The organism is Streptomyces sp. NPDC050610 (genome assembly GCF_040654875.1).
GTDB lineage: Bacteria > Actinomycetota > Actinomycetes > Streptomycetales > Streptomycetaceae > Streptomyces.
This window is the reverse complement of the sequence record NZ_JBFAIV010000026.1, coordinates 12149-31043: the sequence shown is the minus strand read 5'-3', so window position 1 is coordinate 31043 and position 18895 is coordinate 12149. Positions and strand designations below refer to the sequence as shown.

Below are 18895 nucleotides of genomic sequence, written 5' to 3'. Positions count from 1 at the left end.
TTATGCAGTACGGATATCAGAGCCGCTCGGGCACGAAGCGGACGGGCGTGCCCGGCACCGCCTGGGCGGCGGCCGGCAGCCACCGCTCCGGTACGACGCCCACGACGGGGTAGCCGCCCGTCGTCGGATGATCGGCGAGGAACAGCACGGGCCGGCCGTCCGGCGGCACCTGCACCGCCCCCAGCACCATGCCCTCGCTGGGGAGTTCGCCCTCCTTGGCCCGTTCCAGCGCCGGGCCCTCGGTGCGCATCCCTATGCGGTTGCTCGCCGGTGACACCGAGAAGCAGCCCGAGGCCAGGGTGCGCAGCGCGGCATCCGTGAACCAGTCGTCACGGGGCCCGAGCAGCACCGGCAGCACCAACTCCCGTGCGGGGCCCGGGACGGGCAGTGCGTCCGCGCCGGGGGGCGCCGGGCGCGCCGTTCCGAGCGCGAGTTCGGCCCCGTCGGCCAGCGGCGGCGGCCCGAGTCCGGACAGCACGTCGGTGGAGCGGCTGCCGAGCACCGGCTCGACGTCGATCCCGCCGGAGAACGCCAGATAGGCGCGGAGCCCGTGAGTGGGCGCACCGACGTCGAGCACGGCGCCGTCGGGTACGCGCACGGAGGCTCCCCACGCCGCCGGGCGGCCGTCCACGGCGACCGGGCAGGGCGCGCCGGTGACCGCGACGGTCACGGCGCCGTGCGCCCGTACGGCGCACCCCGTCAGCGTCGTCTCCACGGTGGCGGCCTCGGGCGGATTGCCGACGAGCCGGTTGGCGAGCCGGTGCGCCGGCTCGTCGAGGGCGCCCGCGCGCCCGACCCCGAGGTGGGCGTGGCCGGGCCGCCCCAGATCCTGGACGGTGCTGAGCGCACCGGCCCGTACGACCGAGATCGCGCGGCGGTTCATCGGGCGGCCTCCGGGACGAAGCGGACCGTGGTTCCCGGGGCGAAGAGCGCCGCGGGCTCCCGTGAGTGGTCCCACAGCACGGCGTCCGTGGAGCCGACGAGCTGCCAGCCGCCCGGCGAGGGGCGGGGGTAGACGCCGGCGTACGGGCCCGCGAGGCCGACGGAGCCGACGGGGACCCGCGTCCTGGGGGTGGCCCTGCGCGGCACGTGGTACCGCGGCGGCAGACCGGTGAGGTAGCCGAAGCCGGGGGAGAAGCCGCAGAAGGCGACGCGGAATTCGGTGTCGGAGAGGATCCGCACGACCGCCTCGGGGGAGGTGTCCCACAGCTCGGCGACGTCGGCGAGGTCGGGTCCGTCGAAGCGGACCGCGATGTCGAGGGCGCCGCGCCGGCCGGGGGCGAGCGGCGGGACGGTCCAGGTGGGCAGCTCCGCGGCGAGGCGGGCGGGGTCGGCGAGCCCGGAGAGCAGCACCGTGCGCGCGGCCGGGACGATCTCGCGGACGGGGGGCAGTTCGTCGGCGGCGGCCCGGCGCAGCAGCTCGGCGTGCAGGGCCTCGGCGGCCGCGCCGCTGTCGAGCTCGACGAGCAGGGCGCCGTCCCCGACGGGCAGGGCCCTCACGCGAAGGCCGCCACGCGCACGCCTGCGGCCTCCAGCTCGGCCCGTACCCGGCGGGCGAGGGCCGCGGCGCCGGGGGTGTCGCCGTGCAGGCACAGGGATCGGGCGCGCACCCGTACGACGTCGCCGCCGGCCGAGGTCACCGAGCCCTCGCGGGCCAGGGTCACGGAGCGTTCGACGACGGCGTCCGGGTCGGTGATGACGGCGCCCGCCTCGCGGCGCGGTACGAGGGTGCCGGCCGCCGTGTAGGCGCGGTCGGCGAAGGCTTCGGTGACGACGTCCAGGCCCGCGCGCTCGGCGGCCCGGTGGAGCTGGGAGCCCGGCAGGCCGAGCACGGGGTACGGCCCGCCCGCGATCCGCACCCCCTCGATGACGGCGGCGGCCTGCTCCTCGTCGTGCACGCTGCGGTTGTAGAGCGCGCCGTGCGGCTTCACGTAGGTGACGCGGGCGCCGGCGGCGCGGGCGAAGACCTCCAGCGCGCCGATCTGGTAGGCGATCTCGGCGGCGAGTTCGTCGGGCGGCACGTCCATGGAGCGCCGCCCGAAGCCGGCGAGGTCGCGGTAGGAGACCTGGGCCCCGATGCCGACGCCGCGCTCGGCGGCGAGGTCGCAGACCCGGCGCATGGTGCTCGGGTCCCCTGCGTGGAAGCCGCAGGCGACGTTGGCGCTGGTGACGACGGAGAGCAGGCTGTCGTCGTCGGTGAGACTCCACCGTCCGAAACCCTCACCGAGGTCGGCGTTGAGGTCTATCACCGGGTCGGTCATGTGCGTCCGTTCCAGAGGTGCCGGGTCGGGGGCGGCCGCCCGGCCCGTAGCCATCTCCGCGTCCGCGTTCGCGTCCGTATCCGCGCTGGACGGCGGATGCGGCGCGGATGTCCGCGGTGGGTGTCCAGGCGGCTTCGCGCTGGAGGACGCTGGATGGCAGCCGGGCGAGCGGCTTTCCCGTCAAGTTAGAGGATCGTTGAACGATTAGACAAGAGGTGCGGGACCCCGGTCCGTGATCTGGTTGTCTCGACCTTCGATCTGGGATTGACTTCTCGACGTCAACGCGGCCCCGGCCGGGGCCCGTCAGGGCGAAAGGCAGGCACGGCGTGGCGAAAGCGGTCGACCCGGGACTCATCGAAGTCTCCGGACTGGAGGGCGACCGGGTGCTGCTGGGGCGGCTCAGTACGGCGGAGCGGGTGGCCGACATACTGCGCGACCGGATCGCTTCGGGGTTCTTCTCGCCGGGGGTGAGGCTCTCGGAGGAGAGCATCTGCGGCGCGCTGGGGGTCTCGCGCAACACTCTCCGGGAGGCGTTCCGGCTGCTCACGCACGAGCGGCTGCTGGTGCACGAACTCAACCGCGGGGTCTTCGTCCGGGTCGTGACGATCGAGGACCTGACCGACATCTACCGGGTGCGCGAGCTGGTGGAGTGCGCGGCGGTGCGCGGCCTCGGGAGGCCGCCCTACCGGCTGGCCCCGGTCATGGCCGCCGTCGAGGCGGGGGAGCGGGCCGCGAGCGACCGGGCCTGGCGGGATCTGTCCACCGCCAACATCCGCTTCCACCAGGCGCTGGTCGGGCTGGCCGGCAGCCCGCGGACGGACGAGCTGATGCGCGGCGTCCTCGCCGAACTCCGCTTGGTCTTCCACGTGATGGACGACCCGCGTCGCTTCCACGAGCCCTACCTCTCGCGCAACCGGCACATCCTGGAGGCGCTCCAGTCGGGCGCCGCCGCCGAGGCGGAGCGGCTGCTGGCCGGATATCTGGAGGACTCCCTGCGGCAGCTCTCGGGGGCCTACGCCGGCGAGGTGGCTGCCGGAGGGTGAGCCCAGGGGCTGCTGGAGGCCGAGCCTGGATCAGTCCGGGGGCTGCTGAGGGGTGAGCCGAGGCCGCCTCCGGGCCAGGTGAGAGGCGAAACGATCCGCTGAGAACGACTGGATGTCAAGCTCTTGTCTGATCGTTGAACGATCCTCTAACCTCCGGGGCAGTCTCCTCACGTTCCAGGTGAGGTTCTGGAACGCGGAAGGCGGGGCGCATGATCGTTCTCCTTGGCGTCCTCGTGGTGATCATCGGCTTTGCCACGAGACGCAACCCCCTGCTGGTCGTCGGAGTGGCGGGCATCGCCACCGGACTGCTCGGCGGACTGTCGCCGCGCGAGGTGATCGCCGCCTTCGGCGACGGATTCGCCTCAAGCCGCGCCGTGACGATCTTCGCGATCACGCTCCCGGTCATCGGCCTCCTGGAGCGGTACGGGCTCCAGGAGCAGGCCCGCCGGCTGATCACCCGCTTCGCCGGGCTCACCACCGGCCGCTTCCTCGCCCTCTACCTGCTGCTGCGGCAGATCACCGCGGCCCTCGGCCTGCAGAGCGTCTTCGGCCACGCCCAGACGGTGCGCCCGCTCGCGGCCCCCATGGCCGAGGGCGCCGCCGAGCGGAAGAACGGACCGCTGACCGACAAGGCGCGCGAGAAGGTGCGTTCCTTCGCCGCCAGCGCCGACAACGTCGGGCTCTTCTTCGGCGAGGACGTCTTCCTCGCGGTCGGCTCGATCCTGCTGATCACCGGGTTCGTCAACACCACATACCACACGCACCTCGAACCGCTGCAGCTCGCGCTCTGGGCCATCCCGACCGCGGTGTGCGCGCTCGTCATCCACGGCGGCCGGCTGCTGCGCCTCGACCGCCAGCTGGAGCGCGAACTCGGCGGCCCGGCCGCCAAGAGCGGCGGCAAGAACAGCCTCAGGGAAAGCGCCGGGGCCGAGAGCGCCGCGAAGACCGCTCCCAAGAACAGCGCACGGGGGACCACCAAGTGATCAAGGCAGAATGGTTCTACTGGCTGGTCGGCGTGATCTTCCTGGTGATGGCCGCGCAGATGGCCACCGACCGCACCAACCCCAAGCGCTTCGGCACCGCCGCCTTCTGGGGCCTGCTCGGCCTCGGGTTCGTCTACAGCACCTGGGTCGTCGACAAGTCGGCGCCGCCCGAGCCGCTGGGCGTCGCCGTCCTCGTCATGGTCTGTCTCGCCGGCTTCGGCTTCACCGGCCGCGGCAAGGTCCGTACGAGCACGGCCGAGGAGCGCGCCGCGAGCGCCGACCGGCTCGGCAGCAAGATCTTCGTGCCCGCCCTCACCATCCCCGTCGTCGCCCTCGTCTGCGCGGTCGGCGTCAAGAAGCTGCGGATCGGCGGCCAACCCGTCCTCCAGACGGGCAGTGAGACGATCCTCGGGCTCGGCATCGGCGCCATCGTCGCGCTCGCCGTCGCCATGATGATGATGCGCGAGAAGAAGATCTCCACCCCCCTGCACGCGGGCCGCTCCATGCTGGAGGCGATGGGCTGGGCGATGCTGCTGCCGCAGTTGCTGGCCACCCTCGGCACCATCTTCTCGGTCTCGGGCGTCGGCGAGCAGGTCGGGAAGATCACCAAGTCGGTGCTGCCCGACGGCTCGGTGCTCATCGCCGTCATCGTCTACTGCGCGGGCATGTTCCTGTTCACCGTGGTCATGGGCAACGGCTTCGCGGCCTTCCCCGTGATGACCGCGGCCGTCGGCTGGCCCGTACTGGTGCAGCAGGCCCACGGCGAACCCGCCGTCATCCTCGCCATCGGCATGCTCTGCGGCTTCTGCGGCACACTGGCCACGCCCATGGCCGCCAACTTCAACGTCGTACCCGCCGCGCTGCTGGAGCTCAAGGACCAGTACGGGCCCATCAAGGCCCAACTGCCCACCGCCGGCGCGCTGCTCGTCTGCAACATCGTGATCATGTACGCCTGCGCCTTCTGACCCCCCCAGCCTGCGCCTTCTGAGCACCCCCGCAGGGCGCCCACCGAGGCGTCCCCTACGCCCTGTCGCCCGCCTCTCCCGCACCACCGCGCCCGACCCCCTGGAGCCACCCATGACCCGGGTACTGCTGACCGGATTCGAACCCTTCGGGGGCGAGAGCACCAACCCCGCCTGGGAAGCCGTCCGCGCCGTCGCCGACAACCCGCCGGACGGAGTGGAGCTCTCCACCGCCTGCCTGCCCTGCGTCTTCGGCGACGCCATGGACGCGCTGCGCGCGGCCGTCGAGCAGCACGACCCCGAGGTCGTGATCAGCGTCGGACAGGCCGGCGGCCGGCCCGACGTCACCGTGGAGCGCGTCGCCGTCAACATCGACGACGCCCGCATCCCCGACAACGCGGGCGCCCAGCCCATCGACGAGCCCATCGTGCCCGGCGGCCCCGCCGCCTACTTCGCCGCACTCCCGGTGAAGGCGTGCGTCGCGGCCGTACGGGCGGCCGGGCTGCCCGCGTCCGTGTCGCAGACCGCCGGCACCTTCGTCTGCAACCAGGTCTTCTACGCGCTGATGCACCTCGCCGCGACCGAACGGCCCGGCCTGCGCGGCGGATTCGTGCACGTACCGTTCGCCCCCGAGCAGGTCACCGACAAGCTCCAGCCCTCGCTCCCGGTGGCGGTCACCGCCGAAGCGCTGCGTGTGATCACCGTCACCGCCGCGACCCGCGCCGAGGACATCAGGGCTGTGGGCGGCGCCACACACTGACCCGTTCGCCCCGTGCCGTTTCGTCCGTTGTCAGTGCGACCGCCTACTCTGTGCGACGTGACTTCTCAACCGCCCACGGCCGCTGCGTCCCAGCTCAGCGGGGACGCGCGACCAGCACCGGGACCGGCCGCCGACGAGGGCCTGGCCCGGCGGCTGCGCGCGCTGGCCTGCACCGCGCCACTGCACGACCTCGACGCGCGCAAGGCCAACCTCGCGGGCGAGTACGGGATCTACGCCATGGCCGAGGTCGCCCTCGCGGCCATCGACGCGGTCACGCTCCACATGGACTTCGACACCGGGGCCGACCACGAGCAGATAGTGGCCAAGCTGCTGCCGCGCGTCGCGGCCCAGGCGCCCCGGCGGGCGGCCGTCGAGCACGACCGCGTCGCCCGCTGGGTGCTGGAGAACCTCATCAACGTCGGCAGCGTCGACCGCGGCTTCCGCGCCGTGTACGGCACGTTCGGCGCCGACGGCGCGTACGTACGCCGGGACTACGACTTCAAGCTCATCGAAGAGGTCCCCGGCCACGGCGGCACGGTCTTCCTGCGCGCCACCGACGAGGCCGTCAACGTCCTCGTCGGCGCCCTCGACACGGACGTCACCAGCGCCCAGATCGCCGCCGAGGTCAAGCTGGAGGTGCTCATCAGCCGCGGCCGGCTCGCCGACGCGCAGCTCGCCGCCGAACAGGCCCGCTACCGCACCGTGCAGTACGCGGAAACGCTCCGCAAGACCCTCGACGCGACCCGCCGCAACGTCCGCGCCGTCGACTGGCTCAGCACCGTCCCCGACATGATCGCCGAAGCGCTCGACCACGTCGCCGACCGCTACCGCCACGAGAACGCGATCCTCACCAACATCCGCAAGGCTCGCGACGAGGCGGAGGAGCCCGAGCACAAGCGCCGCGCCGCCGAGCTCGTCGACATCGTCAAGGACTGCATCCGCCGCCACACGCAGCTCCAGTCCCGGCTCCTGGAGGCAGGCCCGCTCTTCCGCGCCGAGCAGGACCGCCAGGCGTTCGCGACCCCTGCCGCCCACGCCGGACTCGACCTGTACGGCCAGCTCCTCGCGCCCCTCCTGCCGCTCTCCGTCGGGCAGGCCGCCCGCGTCACCGACGCCTTCTTCGCCCGCGGCACCGGACTGCGCACCCCCGCCGCCGTGCGCGTCGGCGACCTCGTCGACATGCTGCTGACCCCGCCCGCCGAGCGCGAGCACCTCGGGGTGGAGATGCCCGAACCGGACCTCATCGCCACCCCCGACGACAGCCGGTTCAGCGAGGCGCAGCTCGCCGGGGCGATGGAGCTGCTCGACCTGCCCGCCGACGCGCCCCGCCGGCTCTCCGGCCTCCTCGCCGACGCCCGCCGCCGCGACCCCGAACTCCCTTACCTGCTCGCCCTGCTGGCCGTGCACGCCGCGAGCCCCGCCGTCGGCACCGCATACCGGCAGGGCGAGGAGAAGCTGCTCTTCGCCGTCGACGACGGCACGGAACTGGACGACCCGGAATTCGGCGGCGCCGACCTCGTCGTCGGCACGGCCCTCCTCGACGCGGCAGGCATGGCCGCGGACCGCACGGAGGCGGCGTGAGTACGCCGAGGGGGCGCCGCCCCGTGCCCCGAGAGGAGCGCGGGGAACCGCGCGACCAGCCACCGGCGGCCGGCAGCCGAACGACGAACCCGTGCGACACCCGACAGGAGCCCCACCCGTGACCGAGTACGACGCCGACCAGGCCGACGGCGCCGCGCGGTGGGACGCGCCGGCCGCGGACACGGAACCCGCACCCGCCCCGGCCGCGCAGCCGTCCACCGCGCCCGTCACCCCCGCGGACGCCGCCGACGCCGCCCGCCTCGTGTCCTACGGACTCCAGCCCAAACTGCTGCCCGCCCGCGACGCGGACTACGCCGAACTGCTGCGCCGCCACCGCGACGAACCCGCCTTCGCCCGGCTCGCCGACGCCATCGCCGCCGGACTCGGCCTGATCGTCCTCGAAGTGTCGCCCCGCGCGGGAATGGCCGTCGCCGCCGCCGAGGACTCCGTCTTCGCCGTCCGCATGGGCGACTACGCCCGCCGCGCCACCGCGGACTCCGCCGACCGCTTCCTGCACGGACTGGCCCACCTCTGCGTCGCCGCCCTGGCGTTCCCGCGCCCCGAGGACCTCGCCGACGACGGATACATCGGCCGCGTCACCGTCAACGGCGTCGACGCGTTCGTACGGCAGGCCTGCCGCCGCCTGGAGGAGCGGGCCGAGGAGCAGGGCGACAACACCGACCCCGCCACCGACGCGCCCGGACTCGAAGCGGCCTGGCGGGTGTACGCGCGCCGCAGCGCGACCGGCGCCACCAAGGACGCCCGCCGGCTGGCCGGTTCGACCACCGGCATCATCGCCAAGGCCGTCGCCTTCCTCGTCGACTCCGGCTTCCTCCAGCGCACCGGCGACGACTCCGGCGGCGCCTTCCGCACCACCGCCCGCTACCAGCTCCAGGTCCGCGACATGGCGGGCAGCGCCGCCATGGCCGAACTGCTGGAGCTGGGCATCGTGCCCGTCGGCGACGGCGGCGCGACCCTGCTTCCGCCGCAGGATGCCGACGACCTCGACCTGGTCGCCGACGCCGGCCTGCCCTTCCACGCCTGACCTCAGCACCCCAGCACCGCCGCTGTCCCCGCAACCCGCCCGCACGCAACGAGAGTCCGCCGCCATGTACGAGCTGTCCAGGGTCCGCCTCTACTCCATCGGACCCGCCGGCGCGCGCTACGCCGACACCGTGCTGGACCTGCGCGGGGTCGGCGCGCCCGTGCCCGACCCCGCGCCGGCGCAGGCGGAGTTCTTCGAGGACGAGCCCGTCGGGCCGCCGCGCCGCCCCGCCCCCGCCGGGGTGCTCTTCCTGGAGAACGGCGGCGGCAAGTCAGTACTCCTCAAGCTGATCTTCTCCGTCATGCTGCCCGGCCACCGCAACACCCTGGGCGGCGCCAGCTCCGGCGTCCTGCGCAAATTCCTCCTCGCCGACGACTGCGGACACGTCGCCCTGGAATGGCAGCACGTCCTCACCGGCGAGAGCGTCGTCGTCGGCAAGGTCAGCGAATGGCGCGGCCGGCAGGTCTCCGGAGACCCCCGGAAATTCGCCGAAGCCTGGTACTCCTTCCGCCCCGGCCCCGGCCTGAGCCTCGACTCGCTGCCCGTCGCCGAGTCCACCGCCATGCGCCGCGGCGCCGAAGGCGCCTCCGGAGCCCGCGGCCGCCGCCGCACCATGAAGGGGTTCCGCGACGCCGTCACCGAGGCCGGCAAGGCGTACCCGCACCTCGACGTGGTGTGGGAGGAGATCCACGAGCGCTGGAACGAACACCTCGGCGAGCTCGGCCTCGACCCCGAACTCTTCCGCTACCAGCGCGAGATGAACGCCGACGAGGGCGAGGCCGCCGGCCTCTTCGCCGTCAAGAACGACTCCGACTTCACCGACCTGCTGCTGCGCGCCGTCACCGACACCCGCGACACCGACGGCCTCGCCGACCTCGTCCACGGCTTCGCCCACAAGCTCGGCCGCCGCGCCGAACTGACCGCCGAGCGGGACTTCACCGCCGGCTCCCTCGACCTCCTCTCCCGCATCGCCGAGTCCGCCCTCAGCCGTGAGCAGGCCCGCGGCGTGCACGCCGGGGCCGAGCGCCGCACCCGCGCCCTCGCCCGCCGGCTCTCCGCCCGCGGCGCGAAAGAGCGCGGCAACGCCGCCGAACTCGCCGAACAGGTCGACTCCGCCGCACACGCCGTCACCGACGCCGAACAGGCGCGCGGCCGCAGCTCCCTGGTCGCCGCGGAACTCGCCTACCGGCACGCCTCCCTGGCGCTCGCCGCCGCCGAGAAGGGCGCCGCCGCCCAGCGCCGCGAGCTGACCGAGGCCCGTACCCTGCACATGGCCTGGCAGGCCGCCGAGACCGTGCTGCGCCACCGTGCCGCCGCCGACCGCTCCGCCCGCGTCGCCGCCGCCATCCGCGAGGCCGAGCGCGACGCCGCCCCGGCGCTCGCCGCCCGCGCCGACGCCGCCGCCCAGCTCGTACGGGCCCTGCATGCGGCGGCCGGGGACGGCGAGCGGGTCGCCGCCGAGGAGGAGGAGCGGTCGGCCGCCCTCCAGGAGACCGGCGAAGCCGCGCACCGCGACGCCACCGCCGCCGCGACCGCCGCCCAGCGCGCCCGCAGCGAAGCCGAGCACCTGCGCCAGCGGCTGACCGAGGTCGAACAGGAGACCGCCGAGGCGGTACGGGCCGGCTGGCTCGACGACAGCGCCCCCGACGCGGACCCGGCCCGCGCCGCCCTCGCCGCCAGTGACGCCGAGAAGTCCGCCGCCGCGGCCTGGGAGAGCGCCCGCGACACCGCCCGCCAGGCCGCCGAGCGCGCCAAGGACACCGCTGCCGAGCACGCCCGTACGGAGCTGGCCGCGGCCCGCGCGGCCGACGCCGCGAGCGCCGCCGACGCCGCCCACGACCTCGAACGGCGTGCCGCCGAAGCCCTGGGCGCCGAGCAGCGGCTGACCGATCTGCTCGGCCTGCCGCAGTCGGCCGCCCCCGGCGTGCCGGGCCCCCGCCCGGGCGAGGAGAGCGACGGCCCCGAGGGCGGCGCGTCGCCTGCCGTGGCGGGCCCGCGCACCGCCCCGGACGCCGACGGCCCGCCCGGCCGGCTCGCCGGCTCCGCCGCCGTCCGCCTGGCGCGGCAGCGCACCGCCGACGGCCCGCTCACCGCCGAGGAAGTGGACCGCAACGCGGACGCCCTGCGCGAACTCCTCGACGAAAGCGTCGCCTCCGCCGAGCGGCAGCTCTTCGAACTGCGCACCGCCGCCGCCGACGACTCCCGCATCCTCGGCGCGCTCGGCGACGGCGGACTGCTGCCGCCCAGCCCCGACGTGCTGACCGCCGTCGAGTACCTCGGCGAGCACGGCATCCCCGCGCTCCCCGGCTGGCGCTACCTCGCACAGGCCGTCGACCCCGCCGACCACGCCTCGGTGCTCGCCGCCCGCCCCGAACTCGTCGACGGCGTCGTCATCACCGACCCCGACACCCACGCGCGCGCCCGCGAGGTTCTCGGCAAGGCGTCGCTGCTGCCCCGCTCCGCCGTCGCCGTGGGCACCTCCGCCGCGCTGCTGGCCCCCACCCCCGCGCCCGACGCCGAGGACACCGGCGTCTTCCTCGTACCGCCGAACCCGGCGATGCACGACGAGGGCGCCGCCGACGGCGAACGGCAGGCGCTGCGCGCCCGCGCCGCCGCCCGAGACGAGGAGATCCGCTCCCTCGCGACCCGCCTGGCCGGCGACCGCACCCTCGCGTCCCGGCTCGGCGCCTGGCGCGACGGCTGCCCCGCCGGCGGCCTCGCGGAGCTGCGGACCGCCGCCGAGACGGCCCGCGCCGCGGCCGACGCCGCTCAGGAAGCGCTGGAGGAGGCCCGCACGGAACGGGCCGAGGCCGACGAGACGGCGGCCGAGGCCGCCCGCGTCCGCGACGAGCGGCAGGAGGCCGCACAGCGCGCCCGCCGCGTCGCCGACGCCCTCGCCGGGCTCGCCTTCCGGCTCCGCGAGCGGGCCCGCTGGCAGCCCCGGCTGCGCGAACTCGCCGAGGAGGCCGCCGAGTCCGAGGAGCGCGCCGCCGCCTGCGTCGACCGGGCCCGCGCCGCGGACGAGGACCGCCGCGCCGCCCAGCGCGCCGCCGACGACGCCCACCGCACCGCACGCGCGCTCCGCGCCGAGCGCGCCGAGATCGCCGGCGCCCCCGACCACGTCAGCGAACAGGACGGCGCCCCCACGGCCTCGCTGCCCGCGCTGCGCGAGGCGTACCGCGCGGCCTCCCAGCTGTACGAGAAGGTCGGCGTCGGCGCCGACCTCCGCGCCGAACAGGCCCGCGCCGAGAGCGACGAGAGCGCGGCCCTCGCCGCCCTCGACCGCCTCACCAACAAGGTCCGCACCCGCGCCGCCCAGCTCCTCGAAGGCACCGACGGGGCCGACGGCCCCTCCCGCCAGGCCGCGGTGGGCCGGGCCGAGTCCCTGGTGCAGATGCTGGAGACCCGCGCGTCGGCCGCCAGCGAACAGCTCGGCAGGCTCCGCGGCGAGGCCGAACGGCACGCCCCCGAGCACGGCGACGCGCACACCGAACTCCCCGACGAACTGGTCCCCGCCGACGCCGGACAGGCCAAGGAACTGCTGCGCACCGCCACCGGCGAACTCGCCGCCCGCAGCGACGCCCTGGAGGCCGCCCGCGCCGCGCACGGCGAACTGCTGCGCGCCCACCGCACCGCCGAGGACGCGGCCGGCGGCTTCGACGAGACCGCGGCCATGCTGCGCGACCTGCTCCGCGACAACCAGCGGGCGGCGGACGGCGAAGGCGACGGAGAAGGCGAGCAGAGCGAGCCCTACGCCGGGAACCTGGAGGCGGCCCGGCAGTCCGCGGCCGAGGCCCGCCGCTCGCTGCGCGGCTGCGCGAGCGACCTGTCGGCCGCCGAGTCGGCGGTCCGCGAGGCGAGCGACGTGCTGGTGCGACACGCGAACTCCACCCGGTACGAGCAGGTGCGCACCCCCGCCCGGCAGCAGATCCGGGAGCTGCCCGCCGCCGCCCTGCCGGAGCACGCCGCCGCCTGGGCCGACGCCTTCGCGCCCCGGCTACGCGTACTCAGCGACGAACTGGAGCAGCTGGAGCGCAACCGCGGCAGCATCGTCGACCGGCTGCGCGGCCTGGTCGAGTCCTCCCTCACCACCCTGCGCTCCGCGCAGCGGCTGTCCCGGCTGCCCGAGGGGCTGGGGGAGTGGTCGGGCCAGGAATTCCTGCGCATCCGCTTCGAGGAGCCGGATCAGGCCACGCTCAGCGAGCGGCTCGGCGAGGTCATCGACGAAGCGACCCGCTCGGCGGTGAAGAAGAACTCCGATCTGCGCCGCGACGGGATGTCGCTGCTGCTGCGCGGGGTGAGCGCCGCCCTCCAGCCGCGCGGCGTGGCCGTCGAGATCCTCAAGCCGGACGCGGTGCTGCGCGCCGAGCGGGTCCCGGTCGGGCAGATGGGCGACGTCTTCTCCGGCGGGCAGCTGCTGACCGCGGCCATCGCGCTGTACTGCACCATGGCGGCGCTGCGCAGCAACGACCGCGGCCGCGACAAGCAGCGGCACGCGGGCACGCTCTTCCTGGACAACCCGATCGGCCGCGCCAACGCCACATATCTGCTGGAGCTCCAGCGGGCCGTCGCCGACGCGCTCGGCGTCCAGCTCCTCTACACCACGGGCCTCTTCGACACCACGGCGCTGGCCGAGTTCCCGCTGGTCATCCGCCTCCGCAACGACGCGGACCTGCGCGCGGGCCTGAAGTACATCAGCGTCGAGGAACACCTGCGGCCCGGACTGCCGCGGGAGGACCCGGACTCGGAGCCGGTGCACGGCGAGATCACGGCGACCCGGATGTTCCGCCGCCCGGAGGAGGAGCCGCTACCGGCGGAGCCCGAGCCCGTACCGACGGAGGGACAGCCGGTAGAAGAACAGCCGGTAGAAGAACAGCCGGCAGAGGAGCAGACGCCAGAGGGCTAGCTGGTCAGAAGCCGTCGGCCGAGGGCGCGAGCGGCCGGAGCCGGGCCGCGACGCCCGGCTCGCCGCCGTAGCGCTCCCGCAGCAGCGCTCCCGCAGCAGCGACTCGACGGCCGTGCGCAGCTCGGGCACCTTGTCGAGCCGCCCGCCCGGCCGGTGCGTGGAGCTGTCGATGGCCAGCAGCTCCTCGTCCGGGATCTGGCTGACGTACGTACGGAGTCCGGCGAGGTCGAGCCACCGGTTGAAGTCGTGCACGGCGTCGCGCCAGCGGTGCGGCAGCGCGATCAACTGGACGTGGCCCGGGGGCGAGAAGGCCCCGGACACCAACGCCGCGTCGGTGGCGGACTGCCCGAGGATTCCTGGAATGCGATGGACCGCCTGATCCCGGTCAGCCGTGGCTGTCCTCCCCTTGCCCCCGCCGCCGTCTCCGGCGGACACGCCGTCAACCGCCGCACCTACCGGGCCGTTGAGGATCAGGGAAAGCGCGGCCGCCGGGCCCTGCGCATCTCCCGGGCGGAGCTGCTGGGGACGGAGATCACGCCGTGCCGCTGGTTCCACACCTGCCGGGTGACCCAGACGTCGACGACCGCCCAGGTGGCCACCACAGTGCTGGCTATGCTGCACAGCGTGGCGGGGAAGGCGAACCAGGCGCCGGCCAGCGCGCAGAGCACCGCGACCATGGCCTGAGCCAGTGTCAGGGCCATGATGATCACCGCACGGACCGCCGCGGTACGGACCGGGTCGGGCAACCGCCGTCTGCGGGCGGGCTCCTCGGTCCACAGCGGCGGCCGTCCCCGGTAGGACGGGATGTCGTGATCCTGGTCCATGGAGATTCACCCCCTCAGTCACTGCCCGGTGCGGGCGCTTTCCAAAAGAGGGGCATCAGCCGTATTCCTCCCACCCCTCCAGGAGGAAGAGCGAACAACCATGGTCGAAGGTTCCCACGGGGAGTGGTTTTCCAGCCAGAAGGGGTCACTCTCTTACCCCGTGGACGGGGTGTCATGCACCACAAGTGGGAGCGGAAAGTCCGGTTATCGCCGGACAACTCGCCACCAAAGCCGCTGATCACACGGTGTCAAGGACCGTACACGTCTTCGGATTGGTCGCCCGACAGTAGTAGGCTCGCGCCGCTTATTGTCGGAACATGACCCCCGGGCGCCGGGGTTGACGTTGGGGAGGCCATGCGCTTTCGCGGGAAGTCGATCCGCCGGAAGATCGTGGCGCTGCTGCTGGTGCCGCTGGTGTCGCTGACGGCCCTGTGGGCCTTCGCCACCGTGATCACCGGTCAGGAAGCGGCTCAGCTGCTGACCGGGGCCGACGTGATGCGCAGACTCGGCCACCCCGCCGAGGACATGGCCCAGGCCCTCCAGAAGGAACGCCGCCAGACCCTCGTCTACCTGGCCGACTCGCGCCGCTCCGACGCCCTCGAAACCCTGCGCGCCCAGCGCCGCGCCACCGACAAGGCCGCAGCCGACCTGCGTTCGGGCGCCGGCCGCGGCGTGCGCGCCGACATGAGCGCCGAATCCGCCGACCAGTTCACCACCATCGAGGACGGCCTCGACGACCTCGCCGGCCTGCGCCGCAAGGTCGAGCACAACACCGTCACCCGAGATGGCGCGCTGCGCGGCTACAACGAACTCGTCGACCCCTACTACGCGTTCCTCGGCACCCTGAACACGCTCCAGGACGCCGACATGGACAAGCAGGGACGCGCCCTCGTCGCCATCGCCCGCGCCCGGGAGGCCCTCGCCCGCGAGGACGCCCTGCTCGCCGCCGGTCTGGCCGCGGGCTCCATGAGCCGCCAGGAGATCCGTTCCTTCTCCGACCGGGTCGCCGAACGCAAGGTCCTCTACACCACCAACCTGCCCGTCCTGCCCGCCTTCGACCAGAACGTCTATGACGACTTCTGGCGCGGCGCCGACGCCCGCGCCCTGGAGCAGGCCGAGGAGGCCGTCCTCGCCGCCGGCCCCGGCAAGGCGCTCGGGAGCGTCAACTCCCAGCGCTGGCAGGCCGCCGCGGGCCCGGTCCTCGACGACCTCCGCCGGATGGGCGCCGACGCGGCCGACCGCTACCAGGACCGCGTCAAGCCCATCGCCGACGACGTCCTCATCAAGGCGGGCGCGGCCGGCGTCCTCGGCTTCATCGCCCTGGCCGCCTCCCTCATCATCTCCACCCGCATCGGCCGCTCCCTCATCCGCGACCTGCGCCGGGTCCGCAAGGAGGCGCACGAGGTCTCGGGCGTACGGCTGCCCAGCGTGATGCGCCGCCTCGCCGCGGGCGAACAGGTCGACGTCGAGACCGAGGCGCCGCGCCTCCAGTACGGGCAGGACGAGCTCGGCCAGGTCGGCCAGGCCCTCAACACCCTGCAGCGGGCCGCCGTCGAGGCCGCCGTCAAACAGGCCGACATGCGCCGCGGCGTCTCCGAGGTGTTCGTCAACCTCGCCCGCCGCAGCCAGGTCCTGCTGCACCGCCAGCTCACCCTGCTCGACACCATGGAGCGGCGCACCGAGGACACCGACGAACTCGCCGACCTCTTCCGCCTCGACCACCTCACCACCCGCATGCGGCGGCACGCCGAGGGCCTGGTCATCCTCTCCGGCGCGGCCCCGTCCCGGCAGTGGCGCAAGCCGATCCAGCTCATGGACGTCGTACGGGCCGCCGTCGCCGAGGTCGAGGACTACGAGCGCATCGAGGTACGCCGGCTGCCGCGGCTCGCCGTGAGCGGCCCGGCCGTCGCCGACCTCACCCACCTCGTCGCCGAACTCCTGGAGAACGCCACCGTCTTCTCCCCGCCGCACACCGCGGTCCAGGTGGTCGGCGAGCGCGTCTCCAACGGCTTCACCCTGGAGATCCACGACCGGGGCCTCGGGATGACCCCCGACGCGCAGCTGGAGGCGAACCTCCGGCTCGCCGAGACGCCCGAGTTCGAGCTCTCCGACACCGACCGGCTCGGCCTCTTCGTCGTCAGCCGCCTCGCCCGCCGCCAGGGCGTGCGCGTCTCCCTCCAGCCCTCCCCGTACGGCGGCACGACCGCGGTCGTGCTCATCCCCGAGGCGCTGCTGGTCGACGCCGGCCGGGGCACGGGGTACGAGCGGGACCCGGACAGCGGTGAGACGGAGGCCGGGGGCAGCCCGCTGGCCGCGCTCGCCCAGGTGCCCGTACCGCTTCCCGAACGGCCCGGCACGGACCGGCTGACGCTCGCCGGGCCGGCCGGGCAGCGGCCCGTGTACGGCGCGTTCGACGAGGAGGAGGGGGCGCTGTTCCGCCGCCGCGACGCCGCGCCCGCCCAGGAACAGCACCAGCAGGCGGCGGAGGCCCCCGCGCCCACCCGGCCCGACGGCCCCGTGCCGCTGCCGCGCCGCCGGTCCGCCGCCCACGCGGCCCGCACCGCCGACCCTCTGCGGCCGGCCGCAGAGGACGGCGGCACGGGCGGGGAACGGGACGAGAAGACCGTCGCGCTGCCCCGGCGGGTGCGGCAGGCCAACCTCGCCCCCCAGCTCAAGAACGACCCCGCGGGGCAGCCCGCCGCCGCGGGTCCCGCCGATCCGGAACCCGAGCGCGATGCCGACGAGGTGCGGGCCAGGATGGCCTCGCTCCAGCGCGGCTGGCAGCGCGGGCGGGAGCACAACGCACTCGAACCCGGCGGCGCGGCAGACACCGCACCAGGAACGACATCTGAAGGGGACGGTCGATGACCGCACCGAAGGCCGCAGCACGCAGCGCATCCACGGGCACCGGCGAGCTGAACTGGCTCCTCGACGACCTCGTCGAGCGCGTCGGCAGCATCCGCAAGGCGCTCGTACTCTCCGGGGACGGCCTGCCGACCGGCACGTCCAAGGAGCTGACCCGGGAGGACGGCGAGCATCTGGCGGCCGTCGCCTCCGGCTTCCACAGCCTCGCCAAGGGCGTGGGCCGGCACTTCGAGGCCGGCAAGGTGAGGCAGACCGTCGTCGAGCTCGACGAGGCGTTCCTGTTCGTCACCGCGGCGGGCGACGGCAGCTGTCTGGCCGTGCTCGCCGACGCCGACTCGGACGTCGGGCTCGTCGCCTACGAGATGACGCTCCTCGTCAAGCGCGTGGGGGCGCACCTGGCCGCCGCTCCGCGGACCGGCGTGGCCGCCGACGGGTGACGGCAGGGATGACCGAAGACGGCGACGGCCCGGCCCGCTGGTTCGACGACGCGGCGGGTCCGGTGGTACGGCCGTACGCCATGACGCGCGGCCGCACCCGCAGTGCGGCCGAGGCGAAGCTCGACCTGATCGCGGTCGTCATCGCCGACGAGTCCCTGGACGCGCACCCCGGCGACGCGCACGCCGTGGTCGACCAGACGCTGTCCCCGGAACACCTCGACATCGTCGAGCTCAGCGTCGACGCCCCGCAGTCCATCGCGGAGCTCGCCGCCGAGCTCGACCTGCCCGTCGGGGTGGTCCGGGTCCTGGTCGGCGACCTGATCGACGCGGAGCTCGTCCGTGTCTCCAGACCCGTGCCCCCGGCGGAGCTCCCGGACGCGACCATTCTCCGCGAGGTGATCGACGGCCTGCGGGCGCTGTAGCCGGGCCCCGCGCCCGTACGGCCGCCGGGACCGCGGCGCACCGCGATCGGCCCTCGGCGGACCGCAGTTGACGTGCGAGCCCGGGTGAGCACGTTGTACTGTTCCTTTGCCAATGCTGACCACATGCTGATCACTTGGTAACCCACTCTGTCCACGCCATCCAGGAGAAGAGACACATGGTCTTCGGGCGCTCCGACCGAAGCCGCAAGCGGTCCAAGGCCGACCCGGTGACGCTCAAGATCCTGGTCGCGGGCGGCTTCGGGGTCGGCAAGACGACGCTGGTCGGCGCGGTCAGCGAGATCCGGCCGCTGCGCACCGAGGAACTGCTCAGCGAGGCGGGGCGGCCGGTCGACTCCACCGACGGCGTGGAGGCCAAGTCCACCACCACCGTCGCCATGGACTTCGGCCGCATCACGCTCCGCGAGGACTTAGTCCTCTACCTCTTCGGCACCCCGGGCCAGGACCGCTTCTGGTTCCTGTGGGACGAGCTGGCGCAGGGCGCCCTCGGCGCGGTCGTCCTCGCCGACACCCGCAGGCTCCAGGACTGCTTCGCCGCCATCGACTACTTCGAGCGGCGCTCCATCGCCTTCACCGTCGCCGTCAACTGCTTCGACGGCGCGGACCGGTACCCCGAGGACACCGTGCGCGACGCCCTCGACCTCGACCCCGAAGTGCCCGTCCTGCTGTGCGACGCGCGCGAGCGGGAATCCGCCAAGCGGGTCCTGATCTCGGTCGTCGAGCACGCGATGGAGGCGTCCGCGAGCCACCGCGAGCACGCTCGTACGTGAGGCTCGCGATGGAGGCGT

At 74.2% G+C, this 18895-nt stretch carries 15 protein-coding genes and 1 pseudogene; 11 read left to right on the top strand and 5 right to left on the bottom strand.

Annotated features, from left to right (window positions below; all coding sequences use genetic code 11):
* Positions 1-16: 16 nt before the first annotated feature.
* The 3 genes from AB0I22_RS27850 to AB0I22_RS27840 are packed head-to-tail and all read right to left on the bottom strand — an operon-like array spanning position 17 to position 2261.
* The gene (locus AB0I22_RS27850; protein ID WP_363133675.1) at positions 17-883 is read right to left on the bottom strand and encodes a biotin-dependent carboxyltransferase family protein; all 867 of its coding nucleotides are present in this window, start codon (positions 881-883) and stop codon (positions 17-19) included.
* Positions 880-1500: an allophanate hydrolase subunit 1 gene (locus AB0I22_RS27845; RefSeq protein WP_363133674.1), complete on the bottom strand. Its 621-nt coding sequence runs from the start codon at positions 1498-1500 to the stop codon at positions 880-882. The genes AB0I22_RS27850 and AB0I22_RS27845 overlap by 4 nt, the downstream gene beginning before the upstream one ends.
* Complete coding sequence (locus AB0I22_RS27840) at positions 1497-2261, bottom strand: 5-oxoprolinase subunit PxpA (protein ID WP_363133673.1); 765 nt, start codon at positions 2259-2261, stop codon at positions 1497-1499. The genes AB0I22_RS27845 and AB0I22_RS27840 overlap by 4 nt, the downstream gene beginning before the upstream one ends.
* A gap of 326 nt (positions 2262-2587) precedes the next feature.
* Between AB0I22_RS27840 and AB0I22_RS27835 the strand changes: the two genes are divergently transcribed.
* The 7 genes from AB0I22_RS27835 (at position 2588) to AB0I22_RS27805 (ending at position 13541) form a co-directional block, all read left to right on the top strand.
* Positions 2588-3304, top strand: coding sequence for a GntR family transcriptional regulator (locus AB0I22_RS27835; protein WP_363133672.1), 717 nt, complete (start codon positions 2588-2590; stop codon positions 3302-3304).
* A 209-nt stretch (positions 3305-3513) separates the two neighbouring features.
* Positions 3514-4287, top strand: a complete 774-nt coding sequence (locus tag AB0I22_RS27830) for a DUF969 domain-containing protein (RefSeq protein WP_363133671.1) — start codon at positions 3514-3516, stop codon at positions 4285-4287.
* Positions 4284-5252 (top strand): DUF979 domain-containing protein, encoded by a 969-nt coding sequence (locus AB0I22_RS27825; protein WP_363133670.1) that lies wholly within the window; start codon positions 4284-4286, stop codon positions 5250-5252. Before AB0I22_RS27830 ends, AB0I22_RS27825 begins: the two co-directional genes overlap by 4 nt.
* Positions 5253-5364: 112 nt before the next feature.
* Positions 5365-6009 (top strand): pyroglutamyl-peptidase I, encoded by a 645-nt coding sequence (gene pcp, locus AB0I22_RS27820; protein WP_363133669.1) that lies wholly within the window; start codon positions 5365-5367, stop codon positions 6007-6009.
* Between the two features lie 57 nt (positions 6010-6066).
* On the top strand, positions 6067-7590 hold the full coding sequence (locus AB0I22_RS27815; RefSeq protein WP_363133668.1) for a hypothetical protein: 1524 nt from the start codon (positions 6067-6069) through the stop codon (positions 7588-7590).
* Positions 7591-7708: 118 nt separating this feature from the next.
* The gene (locus AB0I22_RS27810) at positions 7709-8635 is read left to right on the top strand and encodes a hypothetical protein (protein WP_363133667.1); all 927 of its coding nucleotides are present in this window, start codon (positions 7709-7711) and stop codon (positions 8633-8635) included.
* Positions 8636-8699: 64 nt separating this feature from the next.
* The gene (locus AB0I22_RS27805; RefSeq protein WP_363133666.1) at positions 8700-13541 is read left to right on the top strand and encodes a hypothetical protein; all 4842 of its coding nucleotides are present in this window, start codon (positions 8700-8702) and stop codon (positions 13539-13541) included.
* Here AB0I22_RS27805 and AB0I22_RS27800 read toward each other — a convergent pair.
* Both AB0I22_RS27800 and AB0I22_RS27795 read right to left on the bottom strand, forming a co-directional pair.
* Positions 13443-13976, bottom strand: a complete 534-nt coding sequence (locus AB0I22_RS27800) for a hypothetical protein (RefSeq protein WP_363133665.1) — start codon at positions 13974-13976, stop codon at positions 13443-13445. The two genes, AB0I22_RS27805 and AB0I22_RS27800, sit on opposite strands and share 99 nt — an antisense overlap.
* Positions 13977-14026: 50 nt before the next feature.
* Positions 14027-14365 (bottom strand): annotated as a pseudogene (locus tag AB0I22_RS27795) (hypothetical protein); the annotation flags it as partial.
* Positions 14366-14719: 354 nt separating this feature from the next.
* Here AB0I22_RS27795 and AB0I22_RS27790 point away from each other — a divergent pair.
* The 4 genes from AB0I22_RS27790 to AB0I22_RS27775 all read left to right on the top strand — a co-directional run bounded on the left by AB0I22_RS27790 (position 14720) and on the right by AB0I22_RS27775 (position 18877).
* Positions 14720-17233 (top strand): nitrate- and nitrite sensing domain-containing protein, encoded by a 2514-nt coding sequence (locus tag AB0I22_RS27790; protein WP_363133664.1) that lies wholly within the window; start codon positions 14720-14722, stop codon positions 17231-17233.
* On the top strand, positions 17230-17667 hold the full coding sequence (locus AB0I22_RS27785; RefSeq protein ID WP_363133663.1) for a roadblock/LC7 domain-containing protein: 438 nt from the start codon (positions 17230-17232) through the stop codon (positions 17665-17667). The genes AB0I22_RS27790 and AB0I22_RS27785 overlap by 4 nt, the downstream gene beginning before the upstream one ends.
* 8 nt (positions 17668-17675) lie before the next feature.
* Positions 17676-18089: a DUF742 domain-containing protein gene (locus tag AB0I22_RS27780; protein ID WP_363133662.1), complete on the top strand. Its 414-nt coding sequence runs from the start codon at positions 17676-17678 to the stop codon at positions 18087-18089.
* A gap of 176 nt (positions 18090-18265) precedes the next feature.
* Complete coding sequence (locus AB0I22_RS27775) at positions 18266-18877, top strand: ATP/GTP-binding protein (protein ID WP_363133749.1); 612 nt, start codon at positions 18266-18268, stop codon at positions 18875-18877.
* Positions 18878-18895: the final 18 nt, after the last annotated feature.